This is a genomic window from Burkholderiales bacterium (genome assembly GCA_036262035.1).
In the GTDB taxonomy this organism is placed as follows: Bacteria; Pseudomonadota; Gammaproteobacteria; order Burkholderiales; family SG8-41; genus JAQGMV01.
Genome location: DATAJS010000005.1, coordinates 54,327 through 69,587, shown reverse-complemented (window position 1 = coordinate 69,587; position 15,261 = coordinate 54,327). Strand labels below are relative to the sequence as shown.

Below are 15,261 nucleotides of genomic sequence, written 5' to 3'. Positions count from 1 at the left end.
ATGGTGCTTTATCGGGAATTCGTGACGAATGCAGCGCGCATGCCGGTGGTGATCGTGTCGATCAGGCGCCGCGAGATGCTGATCGACGCGGGCAGCGTCGGGAGCTCGGCGACGTCGAACCAGCGGGCTTCCTCGATCTCCACGCCGTCCGGCTTCACCTCGCCGCCCGCGTACTCGGCGGTGAAAGCGATCATCAGCGAGTGCGGAAACGGCCAGGGCTGGCTGCCGAAATAACGGATGTTCGTGATCTCGACGCCGACCTCCTCGCGCGTCTCGCGCGCGATCGTGTCCTCGAGCATCTCGCCGGGCTCGACGAAGCCCGCGAGCGCGGAATAGCGTCCGGCCGGCCAGCCCGCCTTGCGCGCGAGCAGCACGCGGCTGGCGCCATCGGTGATGAGCACCATGATCGCCGGCGATATCGGCGGGTACGACGTGCGGCGGCAGGTCGGGCAGGTGCGCGCGCGCTCGTCTTCGCGCTTGACCGTCGGCGTGCCGCAGCGGCCGCAATACTGATGGTTGCGGTCCCAGTCGAGGATCTGGTAGGCGCGGCCCGAGAGCGCCGCGAGCTCGGGCTCGAAGAGCGCGAAAGCCTCGCGCAGGCCCACGCGCCGCCAGCCTTCCGGCAATTGCGCGGCGTCGTCGATCTCGACCGCGTAGCAGTCCCGGCCGTCGTACCGGCCGAGATACTGCGGCCGCTGGCCCTCGAAGCCGTGCTCGGCGAGCCCGGCGCAGCACGGCAGGCACGCCGTGCCGGCATCCTCGCACACCACGAGATCGGTTTTCGCGAACGCGAACCACAGCGCGGGTCCGCTGCGCTCGGCGGGTTCCCTGTGATGGGGCGTGTAAAGAGACGGCATATTGCGAAATCGGATGCGGTGCGAGAGCGGGGGGCGCCTAGTGTAACCTGTCGAACGCCGCACCCGCCAAGGCGCGCAGCCGGGCACGCGCGATGCTATGTCCCTTCGCGAAACCCGCTCCCAACAGCTCGCAAAGCTTTCAACTACGCAAGGAGGCACGTATGCAAGGCGAAACCCAAGACACCATGACGACCGGCGGCACGGCGATCGGCAACCCCGGAGGCTCCATACAGAACGCTATGGAGGCTTCGCGCGGCCGGCTTCAGGCAGCCTACAGCAGCGTGCAGCAGCGCTCGAACGAAATGCTCGAGGGCGCCGAAGGTTACATCCAGGAGCGTCCGTTCCAGGCGGTCATCTACGCCGCGAGCATCGGCGCGGTCATCGGTCTGGTCGCCGGACTGCTCCTGGGCGGCGAGCGCGAAAGCTCGCCGTGGTACCGCAGGCTCTGGTAACCGCCCGCCGCTCGCGACCGAGCCCCGCTCAGGCGGGGCTTTTGTTTGGTGGCGCGGCCATCTTCTTCAACTGCCACGCCCAGTTGTGCGCGACGATCTCGTCGATGTCGACGAAGCGCGCCTTCCAGCCGAACACCTGATTGGCGAGCGCGGGGTTGGCGATGACTTCCGAGGCGTCGCCGGGCCTGCGGCCTTCGGTGACCACTGCCAGATCGCGACCCGTCACGCGCCGCGCCGCGTCGATCACCTGCTGCACCGTGAAACCGCGGCCGACGCCGAGATTGAACGCGCGCGTGTCTCCGCCGTCCATCAGATATTCGAGCGCGGCGAGGTGCGCCTCGCACAGGTCGGTCACGTGGATGTAGTCGCGCACCGCGGTGCCGTCGGGCGTCGGGTAGTCCGTCCCGAAGACCTTGAGCTCGGATTGCAGACCGGCCGCGACGCGCACCACGACCGGGATGAGGTTGGTCACGCGGTCGTTGAACGGGCCGAGCTCGCCTTCGGGATCGGCGCCCGCGGCGTTGAAGTAACGCAGCGGCACCGATTTCACGCCGTACGCGCCGTCGTAGTACGGCAACGCGTCCTCGACCATGCGCTTGGACAATCCGTACGGGTTGATCGGCTCGCGCGGGTGGGCCTCGTCGATCGGCACGTAGCGCGGCTCGCCGTAAACCGCGGCGGTCGACGAGAAGATGAAGCGCCGCACGCCGTGCTTCGCCATGGCGTCGAGCAGATTGACCGCATTGGAGAAATTGTTGCGGAAGTACTTGCCCGGTTCCGCGACCGACTCGTCGACGCGTATGAACGCCGCGAAATGCATGACCGCGTCGAACGACGCGGCGCCGAGCACGCGATCGATCGCGGCCGCGTCGCCGAGATCGCCGAATTCGAAATCGCCGCCCAGCACCGCGTCGCGGTGTCCGGTGGACAGATTGTCGAAGACGGTGACGCGATGGCCGCGCGCGAGCAGGAGCTTCACCATGTGCGAGCCGATGTAGCCCGCGCCGCCGCAAACGAGTATGTGCATGTAATAATCCGTCGTGATCGCCGAAGACGTGGCGTGCAAGTCCGAAGCCGCCGATTGTAACGTCGGCGCGCGCGGCGCAGGATGCCCCAAGGGCACGCGGTTTGCTCCGAGCGCTGCACCTTCAACCCATTGAAGAAAGAGCTGAAATGCCCACCGTTCAGCAAAGGTTCGAAGTCGATCAACCCGCTTTGAGCGTGTACGAAGCGCTGTCGCAGCCGGGCGAAGTGCTGCAGAAGCTGCCCGGCGTCACCGGCGTGGTGCGCATCGCCGACGATGCGTTTCGCGTGATCGCCGGCGCGCCCGCATCGCCGCGCGAGGTCGAGATCCACATCACGCGTCACCCGGAGCTGCGCCGCGTCGAGTGGCGCACCGCCGACGCTGCGTGGAGCGGCGCGGTGACCGCGGAGCCCATCGGGCCCGCGCGCACCGCGGTCGGCGTGCACGCGGACTGCGCGCAGGGCGATGCCGCGTCGCCCGCGCCCAGCGTTGTCCACGAGATGCTGCAGGCTTTCAAGCGCGTGCTCCAGTCGCGCGAAGTGCGCATCAATCGGGGCGAGGCGCGCTTCGGCGCCGACAGCTATCTCGGCGAGACCGCACGCCGCTACGCGTCCGAATGGCGCGACGCCGCGCGTCACGCGTTCACGCATCCCACCGAGTATCCGTTCGCCATCATGCGCAGCGCCGCGCAGCAGGCCGATCGCGTATGGGGCCAGCTCTGGCGGGGCACGCCGCTCGCGAAGCTGCCGCACATCGTCCCCGGCTTCATGTGGAACCCCAACGTCGAAATCTGCGAGCACGGCGACCAGGTGCGCGTGTGCGTCGACGTGCCCGGCGTCGAGGAATCGAATCTCCAGGTCGAGCTCGAGGAGGGTTATCTCACCGTTCGCGGCGAGCGCCAGGACGAGCGCGCGAGCGAGCCCGGCCATCGGCGCAGCGAGCTGCACTACGGCTCGTTCACGCGGCGCATTCCGCTGCCCGAAGGCGTCGACGCGGACAACGCTCGCGCGATATTGCGCAACGGCGTGCTCGAAGTGCGGATTCCGCGCGTGCGCAGGGAGCCGCGGAAGGTGCCGGTGCAGCACACCTCCTGACGCAAAAAAGTGACGGATAGAGAACGGTGACGGATACGGCGGTGACGGATGGAACGGTGACGACTTAGGATTCCACCCGTCACCGCATCACCCGTCACCGCTTCATCCGTCACTTCTTCATTCTTCGACCGTGGAACGTAAACACCAGATCAACCTCTGGTACCTGCTGCTCGCGCTCCTCGCGGTCATCTGGGTGCGCGACATCTGGGTGACCTCGCGCGACGTCGAGCCGGTCGCGTACAGCGAGTTCCTGCAGCTCCTCGACAAAGGGCAGGTCACCGAGATCACGGTGCGGGACCAGCTCATACAGGGCACGCTGAAAGAGCCGCTGCGCGACGGCGAGAAGCGCATCGTGACCACGCGCGTCGACCCCAGGCTCGCCGAGCAGTTCTCGAAGTACGACGTGAAGTTCCGCGGCGTGGTCGAGAACACGTTCTTTCGCGATCTCCTGTCGTGGGTCGTGCCGGCGCTGATCTTCTTCGGACTGTGGATGTTCTTCATCCGCAAGATGGCCGAGCGGCAGGGGCTCGGCGGCGGCTTCATGTCGCTGGGAAAAAGCAAGGCGAAGGTGTACGTCGAGACCGACACCAAGGTGAGCTTCGCCGACGTCGCCGGCATCGACGAAGCCAAGGCGGAGCTCGAGGAGGTGGTCGGCTTCCTCAAGGATCCGAAGCGCTACAGCCGGCTCGGCGGACGCGCGCCCAAGGGGGTGCTGCTCGTCGGGCCGCCGGGCACCGGCAAGACGCTGCTCGCGCGCGCGGTCGCCGGTGAAGCGGGCGTGCCTTTTCTGTCGATCAACGGCTCGGAGTTCGTCGAGATGTTCGTGGGCCTGGGCGCCGCGCGCGTGCGCGACCTCTTCGAGCAGGCGCGGGCCAAGGCGCCGGCCATCATCTTCATCGACGAGCTCGACGCGCTCGGCCGCGCGCGCGGTGCGTATGCCGCCGGCGGACACGACGAGAAGGAGCAGACGCTCAACCAGCTCCTGGTCGAGATGGACGGCTTCGATCCGGCGACCGGGCTCGTGCTGCTCGCCGCGACCAACCGCCCGGAAATCCTCGATCCCGCGCTGTTGCGCGCGGGGCGTTTCGACCGGCAGGTCCTCGTCGACCGGCCCGACAAGGCGGGCCGCGTCCAGATCCTGCGCGTGCATGCCCGCCGCGTGAAGCTCGCCAACGACGCTGATCTCGAGCAGGTCGCCGCGCTCACGCCGGGTTTCTCGGGGGCCGACCTCGCGAACCTCGTCAACGAAGCGGCGGTGCTCGCCACGCGCCGATCGGCGGAAGCGGTGGCGCTCGACGATTTCACCGCCGCGATCGAGCGCATGATCGCCGGGCTGGAAAAGAAGAACCGGCTGCTCAACCCGAAGGAGCGTGAGATCGTGGCCTATCACGAGATGGGTCACGCGCTGCTCGCGATGAGCCTGCACGGCGACCCGGTGCACAAGGTGTCGATCATCCCGCGCGGCGTGGGCGCGCTCGGCTACACGATTCAGCGGCCGACCGAGGAACGCTTCCTCATGACCCGCGTAGAGCTCGAAGCGAAGATGGCGGTGCTGCTCGGCGGGCGCGCGGCGGAGCATCTGGTGTTCGAGCACACGTCCACCGGTGCGGCCGACGACCTCGCGAAAGTGACCGATATCGCGCGCAGCATGGTGACGCGCTACGGTATGTCGCCCGAGCTCGGGCCGGTCTCGCTCGAGGAGAGCCGCGCGAGCTTCCTCGGCGGGGTGCCGCAGGCGCCGTGGCAGGACCGCGAATACAGCGAAGAGACCGCACGCGAGGTCGACTGCGCGGTGCGCAAGATCGTCGAGCAGGCTTTCGATCGCGCCGTCGGCGTGCTGACCGCCAACCGCGATCGTCTCGAAGCGGCCGCCAAGCTGCTGCTCGAGAAAGAAACCCTCACCGAAGCCGAATTGATCGCATTCCGTCCCGCCTAGGTGGTGGAGCGAGCGAAGCGAGCTGAAGGAAAGGAGGTCTCGGAGGGAAACCTTGGTTTCCCTCCGAGGCGTTTACCGGCGCGGAAGCGAAGCGCCCGCTAGCGGGCGCTCAGAGCAGCGCGGCGAGCGCCGCGGTCGCGACGACGATCGCGACGATGTCTCCGGGCGAATACCCCACCTGCGGCTGGACGAATACACCGGCAGCACGCCGACGAGCGCCAGCGCGAGCACGATCGCGACGAGAACGACGAGCAAGGTGACCGTCATGTGATTCCCCTGTGAGGACGGTGTTGCGGAGCCCGTTGCAAAGGGCATACCGCAAGCACGCGCGGTGGGAATACCCATTGCTAATCCGGTGTGGGACCCGCTCCCCTAACCGAACTCAAAGGAGATCATCATGTTTCGCGCACTCATAGCGGCTTGCCTGTTGGCGTTCTTCGCGACCGCCTGCAATACGATGCAAGGCGCAGGCAAGGACATCGAGCGCGGCGGCGAAAAGATCCAGGGCGCCGCGGAACGCACCAAGTAACGTCCACCCAGGCGACGCACTGCGGCGCGCTCGCCGCGGTGCGCGCATCCATCGACTATCCGGGGAAGAGGCATCATGCAGCAGACTTCCGACACACTGAAGGGCAGCTCGCCGTCGCAGGGGCAGAGCCAGGGCGCCAAGCTCACCGACGTGGCGACGATCCGTCAACGCGCGCGCCAGGACATCGAATCGGGCGCGGTGACGCCGAGCTACAACGCCGACCGCGAGCAGGTGATCAGGCTTCTCAACGAAGCGCTCGCGACCGAGATCATCTGCTACCTGCGCTACAAGCGTCATTACTTCATGGCCGACGGCATACACGCCGAAGCGGTCGCCGCCGAATTCCTCGAGCACGCCCAGCAGGAGCAGGGGCACGCCGACCAGATCGCGCAGCGCATCGTGCAGCTCGGCGGTGCGCCCGACTTCTCGCCCGACGGCCTCGCGCAGCGCTCGCACGCGCAGTACGTCGAGGGCAGCGGATTGAAGGACATGATTCGCGAAAACCTCGTGGCGGAGCGCATCGCGATCGAGAGCTATCGCGAGATCGCGCAGTACATCGGCGACAAGGACCCGACGACGCGCCGGCTGATGGAATCGATCCTCGCGACCGAGGAAGAGCACGCCGACGACCTCGTCGGCCTCATGCACGGGCTGAAGGACTGAAGAGGGCGCGGGTTAATAGCCCGCGAGCTTCGCCGCCTGCTGCACGTCGTTCACGAACAGCGCGAAGGCTTCCTCGGCGCCGGTGCGCAGCCTCAGGATGTACGCGGGGTGGATGGTGATCACCACGTCCTTGCCGAGCGGTGACTTGAGCGGGTGACCGCGCGTCTCGGTCACCCGCACCTTGCCCCCCATGACCGCGCGCGCCGCGGTCGCGCCCATGCAGAGCACGACTTTCGGCTCGACCGCCGCGACCTCGGCCTCGAGCCACGGCAGGCACGCTTCGATCTCGCGCTGGGCCGGCGTCTTGTGCAGCCGCCGCTTGCCGCGCGGCTCCCACTTGAAGTGCTTGACCGCGTTGGTGATGTACACGTCCTCGCGCGGCACGCCGGTCGCCTCCAGCGCGCGGTCGAGGAGCCTGCCGGCGGGACCGACGAACGGATGGCCTTCGATGTCCTCGCGATCGCCGGGCTGCTCGCCGACGACCAGCAGCGGCGCGTGAGAGCCGCCTTCGCCGAACACCGTCTGCGTGCCGGTGCGCCACAAGGGGCATGCGCGGCACCCGGCGGCCGCGCTCTTCAGCCTGGTGAGCGAGTGCGTGTGCGGCGGGGCCGCAACGGTCACCGTGCTCGCCGCCACGAGTCCCCGTCTCCGTATCCGAACCGCGCGCCTAGCGCCGGGCCTGCTGGTAGAGCGGCATCACGCGATCGGCGTAGACCTTGAGATCCTGCAGGCGCGTCGCGGGCGAGGGGTGCGTCGACAGGAACTGCGGCCCGCCGCTGTTGCCCGCCTGCAGCATCTTCTGCCACACGCTCACCGCGGCGTGCGGATCGTAGCCCGCGCGCGCAGCGAGCTCGACGCCCAGCCGGTCGGCTTCGGTCTCCTGCTCGCGCGAGTGGGGCAGCGTGAACGTGACCTGCGCCACGGCGTTGGCGAGGCCCTGGCCGACTTCGCCGAGGCCGAGCAGCGCGCTGCCGATCCCCACGAGGAGCCCGCTCGCCTGCTCCTGCGAGATGCGCTCGCGCGCGTGCTCGCGCAGCGAGTGCGAGATCTCGTGGCCCATGATCGCCGCGAGCTCGTCGTCGGTGAGCTGGAGCTTATCGATGAGCCCGGTATAGACGACCATCTTGCCGCCGGGCATCGCCCACGCGTTGAGCTGCGGGTCGGTGATGACGTGGGTCTCCCACGCCCACTTCGGAGCATCCGAGCGGAAAGCGGCGGTATGCGGGATCAGGCGCGAAGCGACATTGCGCACCCGCTGGACGTTGCGCGCGTCACGGTCGAGGACGCCTTTCGTGCGCGCGTCCGCGAGCACCTTCTGGTATTCCTGCGCGGCGGCCTGGTCGACTTCCTGGCTCGACACCATGAAGCGCTGGCTGCGGTCGACGCCGACGGTGCCCGGCTGAGTCGTCTGGACGGTTTCGCACGCGGCGAGCAGCGCGGTAAGGACGACGGCAAAGAGGATTCTCATGACGGATTCTCCGATCGACGTATTAGTGCACGCAGGCGTCGGTCATCATTGACACCGGCTCGCAAGGCAAGCACTGTTCCCATCCGGGGCATGGGCCTTGCAGACGGCGTTTCAGGATGAACGATCCCACTCACATGGAGCACCTGCTCCAGCCCGAGCCGCCCGCCGAGGCGCACGTCGACGCGACGCTGTCCGGCACGCCCGCGGTCGCGGTCAAGGGACTGTTCATTCTCGCGCTGTTCTATACGTTTTACTTCGCGCGATCGTTCCTGCTGCCGATCGTGCTGGCGATCCTGCTCTCGCTCATCCTCTATCCCGCGGTTCGCGCGCTGAAGCGCATCGCCATACCCGAGCCCGTCGGCGCGGCGATCGTCGTGCTATCGCTCGCCGGGGTGCTGGGCACCGCGCTGTACCAGCTCTTCGAGCCGGCGAGCGACTGGATCGCCAAGATGCCCCGGATCACCGAGCAGATCGAGCGCAAGCTCTGGAACGTCCGGAAGTCGATGGAGGAGGTGAGCCGCGCCGCGCAGAAGGTCGAGGCGCTCACCACCGTCGGCGCGGCGCCGGCGCCGCGTCAGTCCCAGGTGGTGTCGGTGTCCAGCGAGCCCAATCTCATGAGCCGCATCATGACCGGCACCCAGACGATGCTGATCTCCGCCGGCGCGACGCTCGTGCTGCTGTTGTTCCTGCTCGCGTCGGGCGATCTCTTCATGAGAAAGCTGGTGCGCGTGTTGCCGACGCTCACCGACAAGAAGAAAGCGGTGAACGTCGCACGCACCATACAGACCGCGATGGCGCAGTACCTCTTCACGATCACCTGCATCAATATCGGCCTGGGCTGCGCGACCGCGATCCTGATGCATCTGCTCGGCATGCCGAACCCGCTGTTGTGGGGGGTGATGGTGGCGTTGTTCAACTTCGTGCCGTACGTCGGTGCCGCGGTGAGCGGCATCGTGCTCACCATCGTCGCGTTCGTGACCTTCTCCGACCTGCACGACATCCTGCTCGTGCCGCTGCTCTATTTCTCGCTGGAGACGATCGAGGGGCAGTTCATCACGCCGTACCTCACCGGCAAGAGCCTCACGCTCAATCCGGTCATGGTCTTCGTGTCGATGATGCTGTGGGGATGGCTGTGGGGCGTCGTCGGCGCGCTCATGGCGGTGCCGATCCTGATGACGCTCAAGATCTTCTGCGATCACATCGATTCGCTGCGCGCGGTCGGCGAGTTCGTGAGCGGCAAGGCGTCGGAGACCGCTGCCGACACCTGAGGCCTGAGGCATGCCGGTTGCACCGGCGCGCGCATAACCCATTGCGGAGACAGACATGTCCGACGCGAAACAGCAGCAGAACAGCCAGCAGAGCACCACCAATCTTTCGGGCAAGCCCGAAGGCTCGAAGCCCCGCGATCAGGACACCCCGACCGGCATCGGCTCTTCCCAGGGCCAGGACACGGAGAACCGGCCATCCCGCCGCGGCGGCGTGCCGCGCACCGGCGAAGGCACGGCCGATATCGAGCGCGGCAGCGCCGGGCCGCACGAAAGCGACAGCCTCGCCGACGATCCCGTCGGCGCGTTCAAGGAGCGTCCCTAACCCAAACCCGGATTTCTCACGAAAGGAAAGAACCCATGCGCATCACGCACATTACCGCCCTTGCGATGTCGGCGCTCGCCGGCGTCGCGCTCGCCAAGCTTCCCCCACCCACGCCCGAGCAGCAGGAAGCCGCGGCGCAGAAGAAACAGGTGGATGCAGCGAAGGTAGAGCAGGAAAAAGCGGCGCTGGAGAAAGCGCAGAACCGCGTGGTCGAGTACTACAAGAAGACCAAGGGCGGGGCGGGCGCATCCGCGGCCGCGGGCAGGACCGAGGCGACCAACGTGTCGCACAAAGCGGTCGAAAAGCCGGGCACCGCCGGCGCGGGCGGCGGTAAGAACCAATCGGCCGAGGCTCACTCAACACCTGCGAAGTAGCGTCCGCAGGCGGCGCTACTTCGCTGCGCGCAGGTCCGCCTCGGAGGGAAACCAAGGTTTCCCTCCGAGACCTGGCTGCGCCAGGTCGCGCCCGGTGAACGCCTCAGAGGGAAACCAAGGTTTCCCTCCGAGACCCCCCTTCCTTTAAGGCGGGCCGACCTTCGAGGCAGGGAAGAATTACCGCCTGAGGCACCAAATTCCGCGAAAAAGCGGGTAGACCGCAGCATTTCTCGTGCCTATTCAGGGGCTAACGAAACTGGCATAGGCCTTGCAACAGGGGTGCGCAGTGAACGAATGCACCCTGTTTGGGGTGGAGACAACAAGTAGGAGGCAACACAAATGGCCCCGGCCCTCGATCTCAGGCTCAGACAGCACCTCGCGTTAACCCCGCAGCTCCAGCAGGCGCTTCGCCTCCTGCAGTTGTCAGCGCTCGAATTCGCTCAGGAGATGGGTGAAGCGCTGGTGAACAACCCGTTCCTCGAGGAACAGGCCGAGAAGCCGCAGCATGCCGCCACATCGGCTTCGTCATCGACGCTCTCGGAGCCGGCCACCCCGACGACGGCCGCGCCTGAGTCCGCCGCACCCGACAACGAGGGCGAAGAGCGCTACAGCTACGAGAGCCCGTCGTTCGGCTCCGGCGGCTCGGGCGACATGGAAAACGACCGCACCGACTGGAGCGAGCCCGAGCCTTCGCTCCAGGCCCATCTTCGCAACCAGTTGATGCTCTCCCCGATGGGCGAGCGCGACCGCGCGCTGGCGCACCTCATCGTCGATGCGCTCGACGACGATGGTTATCTGAAAGTCTCCCTGGAAGAGCTGGCGGCGCTGCTCACCGCGGACGGCGGCGTCGAGCCCGACGAGCTTCGCGCCTCGCTCAAGCTCGTACAGACTCTCGAGCCCGCCGGCGTCGGGGCGCGCGATCTCCAGGAATGCCTGACGCTGCAGCTCAACGCGCGCGACGAGCGCGGCCCGGCGTGGGAATGCGCATGCAGGATCGTGCAGAACCATCTGCCGGTGCTCGCCGCCCACGAGCTGGGCAAGCTCCAGCAGCAGTTGAATTGCGACGAGAAGACGATGCACCAGGCGATCGCGCTGATCCGCTCCCTCGATCCGAAGCCGGGCCATCGCTTCGGACGCGGCGACGCGCGCTTCGTCATCCCGGACGTGATCGTCACCAAGGTCCGCGGCAAGTGGGTGTGCAACCTCAATCCCGCGGTCGTGCCGCGGCTGCGCATCAACCGCTCGTACGCCGACGCGGTGTCGGGCGCGGGCCACTCGTTCCTGTCGAAGCAGCTCCAGGAAGCGCGCTGGCTGCTGCGCAGCATGGAGCAGCGCCTCGTCACCATCCAGCGCGTCGCCGAAGCGATCGTGCAGAAACAGCGCGCCTTCCTCGAGTACGGGGAGGTGGCGATGAAGCCGCTCGCGCTCAAGCACATCGCCGCGCAGCTCAATCTGCACGAGTCGACGGTGTGCCGCGTGACGAACAACAAGTACATGGCCACCCCGCGCGGCGTGTACGAGTTCAAGCACTTCTTCTCGCGTCAGCTTGCGACCGAGGCGGGCGGCGCCTGCTCGGCGACCGCGGTGCGCGCGCTGCTGAAGGAGCTGATCACGACCGAAGACCCCGCGCGTCCGCTGTCCGACGCCAAGCTCGCGACGCTGCTCTCCGAGCAGGGTCTGCGCGTCGCGCGCAGGACGATCACCAAGTACCGCACGCTGATGCGCGTCCCGAGCGTCGAGGTCCGCCGCACGCTCGGCAGATCGCAGACGATGCGCGCGCAGGCTTGATGCTTCGTCACCAATAAAAACGGCGCCCCAGGGCGCCGTTTTTTGTTGGCGGGTTACTTCCAGTATGGCTGAGTCCGGTAGTACTCGTGCACCGCCGTCGCCCAGCTTTCGTCGGCCATCGCGGGCCAGTGATCGCGGTCGAAGCCGGGCGCGTTCTCCAGCCGATCCTTGTCGACGTCGAGCACGAAGCACTTGCGCTCGGGATCGAGCGTGAGAGCGCGCCACGGTACGGCGAAGTACTTCTCGCCGATGCCGAGGAAGCCGCCGACCGCGAGTATCGCGTAGGCGATGCGGCCGGTCTTCACGTCGAGCATGAGCTCTTCGATCTCGCCGAGCGTGTCGCCGGCGAGGTTCATGACCGTCTCGCCTTCGAGCGAGCTCGCCGCCATGACCTCGGGCCCGGGGCCGCCGGGCTCCCGATCGGCCGCAGGCGCGCAGCCACGCGAGCTGCCGGCGAGGCCGCTCGCGGTGTAGGGATTCGCGCGGTGCGCTGCGGCTGACATCAGCGGGCGGTGCGCTTCGCCGTGCGGTGCTTGCGCGTCTTTTTCTTCTTCGCCGATTTCTTGGTCTTGGCGCCGGTGCCGCTCTTCGCTTTCGCGCTGTCGGCGCCTTGTGCTTGCGCCGGTTGACCGCCGCCCTGCGGCTGGCCTGCGCCGGTGACCGCGCCCGGCGGCGTGCTGGTCTGTGCGCCGGACTCGCTGGGCTTGTTGGCGGTGGAATCGGCCGGGCGCGCGGCCGCTCCCGACGCCGCAGGCGCCTTCTTCGCATCCTGCGCCACGGCCGGCGCAACCGCGGCGAGCGCGATCGCCATGAGTGCGTAACGAACGAGGTTTCTCATGATGTTTCCCTCTCGTGAGTCGGGGCCTTTCGGCCGCGTTGGTGCAATGCCTATGCCCGTGACGGGCACGCACGATGCAGGAAGCGGCCGCATCCCGTGCAATCGCGCGGAGATTCTTCGAGGACCCTCATGGACGATCGCAATGCTTTGCGCAGGCGCGTGAGCGCGGCGGTCATCGCGCTATGCGCACTCGCGCTGGCGACCGCGTGCGACACGCGGCCGCAAAAGCCGAAGACGTTCGCATTCGTATCCGAAGCGGTGGCGCAGACGACGGACCTTGTCGTGTCGCCCGCCGCGGTGTCCGGCGCATCGATGCAGCCGGCCGACGAAGCGTTCGCGCTGTTCGCCGCGTCGAGCGGGCTCGCCGAAGTCGAGGCGGCGCGGCTGGTGCTCAAAGCGACGCCGGCGCCCGAGATCCGCGGCTACGCCGAACGCATCGCCAAGGAGCACGGCCGCAGCGTCGACGAGCTGCGCAAGATCGCCGCGGCGAAAGGGCTCAACCTGCCGCCCGCGGCGACCGGCCGTCATCTGGACATGGTCACCAAGCTTTCGGGCGTGCGGGCGCAGGAGATCGGCGAAGCGTTCCTCCGTCGCTTCGGGGTGGACGCGCACAAGGAGGCGATTGCGCTGTTCGAGCGCCAGCTGAACGACGGCAACGACCGTGACCTCAAGCGCTACGCCGAGCGGACGCTGACCGCGCTGCGCGAGCACCTGACCGCCGCCCAGAAGCTCGTGAATGCGCTCGCCGGCCGCTGAAACGTCGCGCGGCGCGCCGCCGCCGGTCATACCGAAGAGCACCGCCGAGACGCTTCGCGCGTGCGACGACCTGCGCTATTCGAGCGACAGCGAACCGGGCATCAGGAGAAAGCGCGCAGGCAAGGGCTACACCTACGTCGACGCGCGCGGCAAACGCGTGAGCGATGAAGCGACGCTCGCGCGCATCCGCAGGCTTGCCATCCCACCGGCATACCGCGACGTATGGATATGCCGCGACGAGCGCGGCCACGTGCAGGCGACCGGCATCGACGCCAGGGGACGCAAGCAGTATCGCTATCACCCCAAATGGCGCCAGGTGCGAGACGCGCACAAGTTCGAGCGCATGAACACGTTCGGAAGGGCGCTGCCGAAGATTCACCGGCGCGTCGCGCGCGACCTCAAGCTCGCCGGTATGCCGCGCGAGAAAGTCCTCGCGACCATCGTGCGTCTGCTCGAGCACACGCTGATCCGCGTCGGCAACGACGAGTACGCGCGAACGAACGATTCGTACGGCCTCACCACGCTGCGCAACCGCCACGTGAAAGTGAACGGACGCCGCGTGCAGTTCAGGTTTCGCGGCAAGCACGGCATCGTGCACGAGATCGAGCTCGAGGATCCGCGCGCGGCGAAGGTGCTGCGCGGCTGCCTCGAGCTGCCGGGGCAGGAGCTGTTCGGCTACGTCGACGACGACGGCAGCGTGCGCGACGTCGGGTCCACCGACGTCAACGAGTACCTGAAGGAGATCACGGGCGACGCATTCACCGCGAAAGACTTCCGCACGTGGCACGCCACCGCCGAGGCGCTCGCCGCGCTCGCCGGCCACGCGTTCGCGCATCAGAAGGAAGCGCAGGCGAAGATGAAAGAGGTGTTGCAGTCGATCGCCGATACGCTCGGCAATACGCCTGCGATGTGCCGCAAGTGCTACGTCAATCCGGTCGTCATCGACGCCTATCTCGCGGGGGAGCTGCGCGGGGCGGTGCTGCGCGGAACGGTGAACGAACGGGTACGGCTGTTGCAGCTTCTCGCGCACACGCCGCACGGAAAGAGCCTCGAAGGCCCACTGCGCAAGTCGTTGCGCAAGGCGCGAACGAAGCGTTCCGCGCGCAACAAACACTAGCCGCAGAAGAGGTTCAACATGGCCGTCGAAATCACTCCCGCACCGGACCGCGCCAGGCTCTCGCCGGTTTCGTGGCCCGCGATCTTCGCTTCACTCGCAGTCGGAATCTCGGTGATGCTGCTGCTCACGCTCGCCGGCGTCGCCGTCGGCGTGTCGGTGGTCGACACCGGCACCGACAGTCCGCGCGCGATCACGATGGGCGCCGCCGCGTGGCAGACCATCAGCATGCTCGTCGCGGCGGTCGTCGGCGGATTCGTCGCCGCGCGGCTCTCGGGCCTGCGGCGCACCGGCGACGGCGTGCTGCACGGCGCGGTATCGTGGGGTGCGACGACCGTCCTGTATGCCGCGCTGGCGACCACCGCGCTCGGCACCCTGACCGCGGGCATGTTCGGCCTGCTCGCACCGGCGCCGCAGGAGACGTCCGCGGCCGCGCCGCAGCTCGGCGACCGCGACCAGATGCAGCGCACGCTCGAGTCGATGGGCATCGACGCCGGTCAGGCGCGCGCGATCACCGAGCGCCTGTCCACGCCGGCGGCTGCGACTACCGCCCCGCGCTCGACGGTCGAGGACGCCGCGACCACGGTCGGCACCGCGACCGGCTGGCTGTCGGCCACCGTGCTGCTCTCGCTCGTGCTGTCGATGATCGGCGGCGCCATGGGCACGCGCGGCGCCCGCCGGATCAACCGCCGGGTGGAGCATCGCGATACCGTCACGGTGACCGAGCCTCCGGCGCACAACCTGTCGCGCCAGGTTTGAGCTAGGATATCCGTCCGTC

General features: G+C 67.6%; 18 protein-coding genes. 12 read left to right on the top strand and 6 right to left on the bottom strand.

The features are described from left to right. Window positions 1–8: 8 nt before the first annotated feature. Window positions 9–857 carry an NAD(+) diphosphatase gene (gene nudC / locus VHP37_03320; protein ID HEX2825351.1) on the bottom strand — a complete coding sequence of 283 codons (849 nt, stop codon included), beginning with the start codon at window positions 855–857 and terminating at the stop codon, window positions 9–11. A gap of 161 nt (window positions 858–1,018) precedes the next feature. On the opposite strand from nudC, the gene VHP37_03315 reads away from it, so the two are divergent. Next, window positions 1,019–1,309 carry a hypothetical protein gene (locus VHP37_03315; GenBank protein ID HEX2825350.1) on the top strand — a complete coding sequence of 97 codons (291 nt, stop codon included), beginning with the start codon at window positions 1,019–1,021 and terminating at the stop codon, window positions 1,307–1,309. Window positions 1,310–1,337: 28 nt separating this feature from the next. Here the strand turns inward: VHP37_03315 and galE are convergent, their stop codons facing one another. Continuing rightward, window positions 1,338–2,336: a UDP-glucose 4-epimerase GalE gene (gene galE / locus VHP37_03310; protein HEX2825349.1), complete on the bottom strand. Its 999-nt coding sequence runs from the start codon at window positions 2,334–2,336 to the stop codon at window positions 1,338–1,340. 146 nt (window positions 2,337–2,482) lie between these two features. Here galE and VHP37_03305 point away from each other — a divergent pair, with 146 nt between their 5' ends. From VHP37_03305 to VHP37_03290, 4 genes are all read left to right on the top strand, one after another. Further along, on the top strand, window positions 2,483–3,427 hold the full coding sequence (locus VHP37_03305; protein HEX2825348.1) for an Hsp20 family protein: 945 nt from the start codon (window positions 2,483–2,485) through the stop codon (window positions 3,425–3,427). A gap of 130 nt (window positions 3,428–3,557) precedes the next feature. Then, window positions 3,558–5,363, top strand: a complete 1,806-nt coding sequence (gene ftsH, locus VHP37_03300; GenBank protein ID HEX2825347.1) for an ATP-dependent zinc metalloprotease FtsH — start codon at window positions 3,558–3,560, stop codon at window positions 5,361–5,363. 394 nt (window positions 5,364–5,757) lie between these two features. Beyond that, entirely contained in the window at window positions 5,758–5,892 is a 135-nt protein-coding gene (locus VHP37_03295; GenBank protein HEX2825346.1) for an entericidin A/B family lipoprotein, read from the top strand. Window positions 5,893–5,967: 75 nt separating this feature from the next. Beyond that, on the top strand, window positions 5,968–6,555 hold the full coding sequence (locus VHP37_03290; GenBank protein HEX2825345.1) for a ferritin-like domain-containing protein: 588 nt from the start codon (window positions 5,968–5,970) through the stop codon (window positions 6,553–6,555). A 12-nt stretch (window positions 6,556–6,567) separates the two neighbouring features. Here VHP37_03290 and VHP37_03285 read toward each other — a convergent pair whose 3' ends face one another. Further along, window positions 6,568–7,191: a UdgX family uracil-DNA binding protein gene (locus VHP37_03285; GenBank protein HEX2825344.1), complete on the bottom strand. Its 624-nt coding sequence runs from the start codon at window positions 7,189–7,191 to the stop codon at window positions 6,568–6,570. Between the two features lie 31 nt (window positions 7,192–7,222). Then, the gene (locus VHP37_03280) at window positions 7,223–8,023 is read right to left on the bottom strand and encodes a M48 family metallopeptidase (GenBank protein HEX2825343.1); all 801 of its coding nucleotides are present in this window, start codon (window positions 8,021–8,023) and stop codon (window positions 7,223–7,225) included. 116 nt (window positions 8,024–8,139) lie between these two features. On the opposite strand from VHP37_03280, the gene VHP37_03275 reads away from it, so the two are divergent. The 4 genes from VHP37_03275 to VHP37_03260 all read left to right on the top strand — a co-directional run bounded on the left by VHP37_03275 (window position 8,140) and on the right by VHP37_03260 (window position 11,775). Next, window positions 8,140–9,291 carry an AI-2E family transporter gene (locus VHP37_03275; GenBank protein ID HEX2825342.1) on the top strand — a complete coding sequence of 384 codons (1,152 nt, stop codon included), beginning with the start codon at window positions 8,140–8,142 and terminating at the stop codon, window positions 9,289–9,291. A gap of 55 nt (window positions 9,292–9,346) precedes the next feature. Beyond that, a complete protein-coding gene (locus tag VHP37_03270; protein ID HEX2825341.1) occupies window positions 9,347–9,613 on the top strand; it encodes a hypothetical protein in 267 nt (88 codons plus the stop codon). A gap of 35 nt (window positions 9,614–9,648) precedes the next feature. After that, complete coding sequence (locus tag VHP37_03265; GenBank protein HEX2825340.1) at window positions 9,649–9,987, top strand: hypothetical protein; 339 nt, start codon at window positions 9,649–9,651, stop codon at window positions 9,985–9,987. 339 nt (window positions 9,988–10,326) lie between these two features. Continuing rightward, the gene (locus VHP37_03260) at window positions 10,327–11,775 is read left to right on the top strand and encodes an RNA polymerase factor sigma-54 (GenBank protein ID HEX2825339.1); all 1,449 of its coding nucleotides are present in this window, start codon (window positions 10,327–10,329) and stop codon (window positions 11,773–11,775) included. A 53-nt stretch (window positions 11,776–11,828) separates the two neighbouring features. Here VHP37_03260 and VHP37_03255 read toward each other — a convergent pair whose 3' ends face one another. Both VHP37_03255 and VHP37_03250 read right to left on the bottom strand, forming a co-directional pair. Next, entirely contained in the window at window positions 11,829–12,278 is a 450-nt protein-coding gene (locus VHP37_03255) for a PRC-barrel domain-containing protein (GenBank protein HEX2825338.1), read from the bottom strand. Further along, window positions 12,278–12,613, bottom strand: coding sequence for a hypothetical protein (locus VHP37_03250; protein ID HEX2825337.1), 336 nt, complete (start codon window positions 12,611–12,613; stop codon window positions 12,278–12,280). The genes VHP37_03255 and VHP37_03250 overlap by 1 nt, the downstream gene beginning before the upstream one ends. 129 nt (window positions 12,614–12,742) lie before the next feature. Here VHP37_03250 and VHP37_03245 point away from each other — a divergent pair, with 129 nt between their 5' ends. Genes VHP37_03245 through VHP37_03235 form a run of 3 tightly spaced genes read left to right on the top strand, consistent with a single transcriptional unit; the run spans window position 12,743 to window position 15,242 of the window. Further along, window positions 12,743–13,369, top strand: coding sequence for a DUF4142 domain-containing protein (locus VHP37_03245; protein HEX2825336.1), 627 nt, complete (start codon window positions 12,743–12,745; stop codon window positions 13,367–13,369). After that, window positions 13,350–14,486: a DNA topoisomerase IB gene (locus VHP37_03240; protein HEX2825335.1), complete on the top strand. Its 1,137-nt coding sequence runs from the start codon at window positions 13,350–13,352 to the stop codon at window positions 14,484–14,486. Before VHP37_03245 ends, VHP37_03240 begins: the two co-directional genes overlap by 20 nt. 18 nt (window positions 14,487–14,504) lie before the next feature. Further along, window positions 14,505–15,242: a hypothetical protein gene (locus VHP37_03235; protein HEX2825334.1), complete on the top strand. Its 738-nt coding sequence runs from the start codon at window positions 14,505–14,507 to the stop codon at window positions 15,240–15,242. Window positions 15,243–15,261 lie beyond the last annotated feature (19 nt).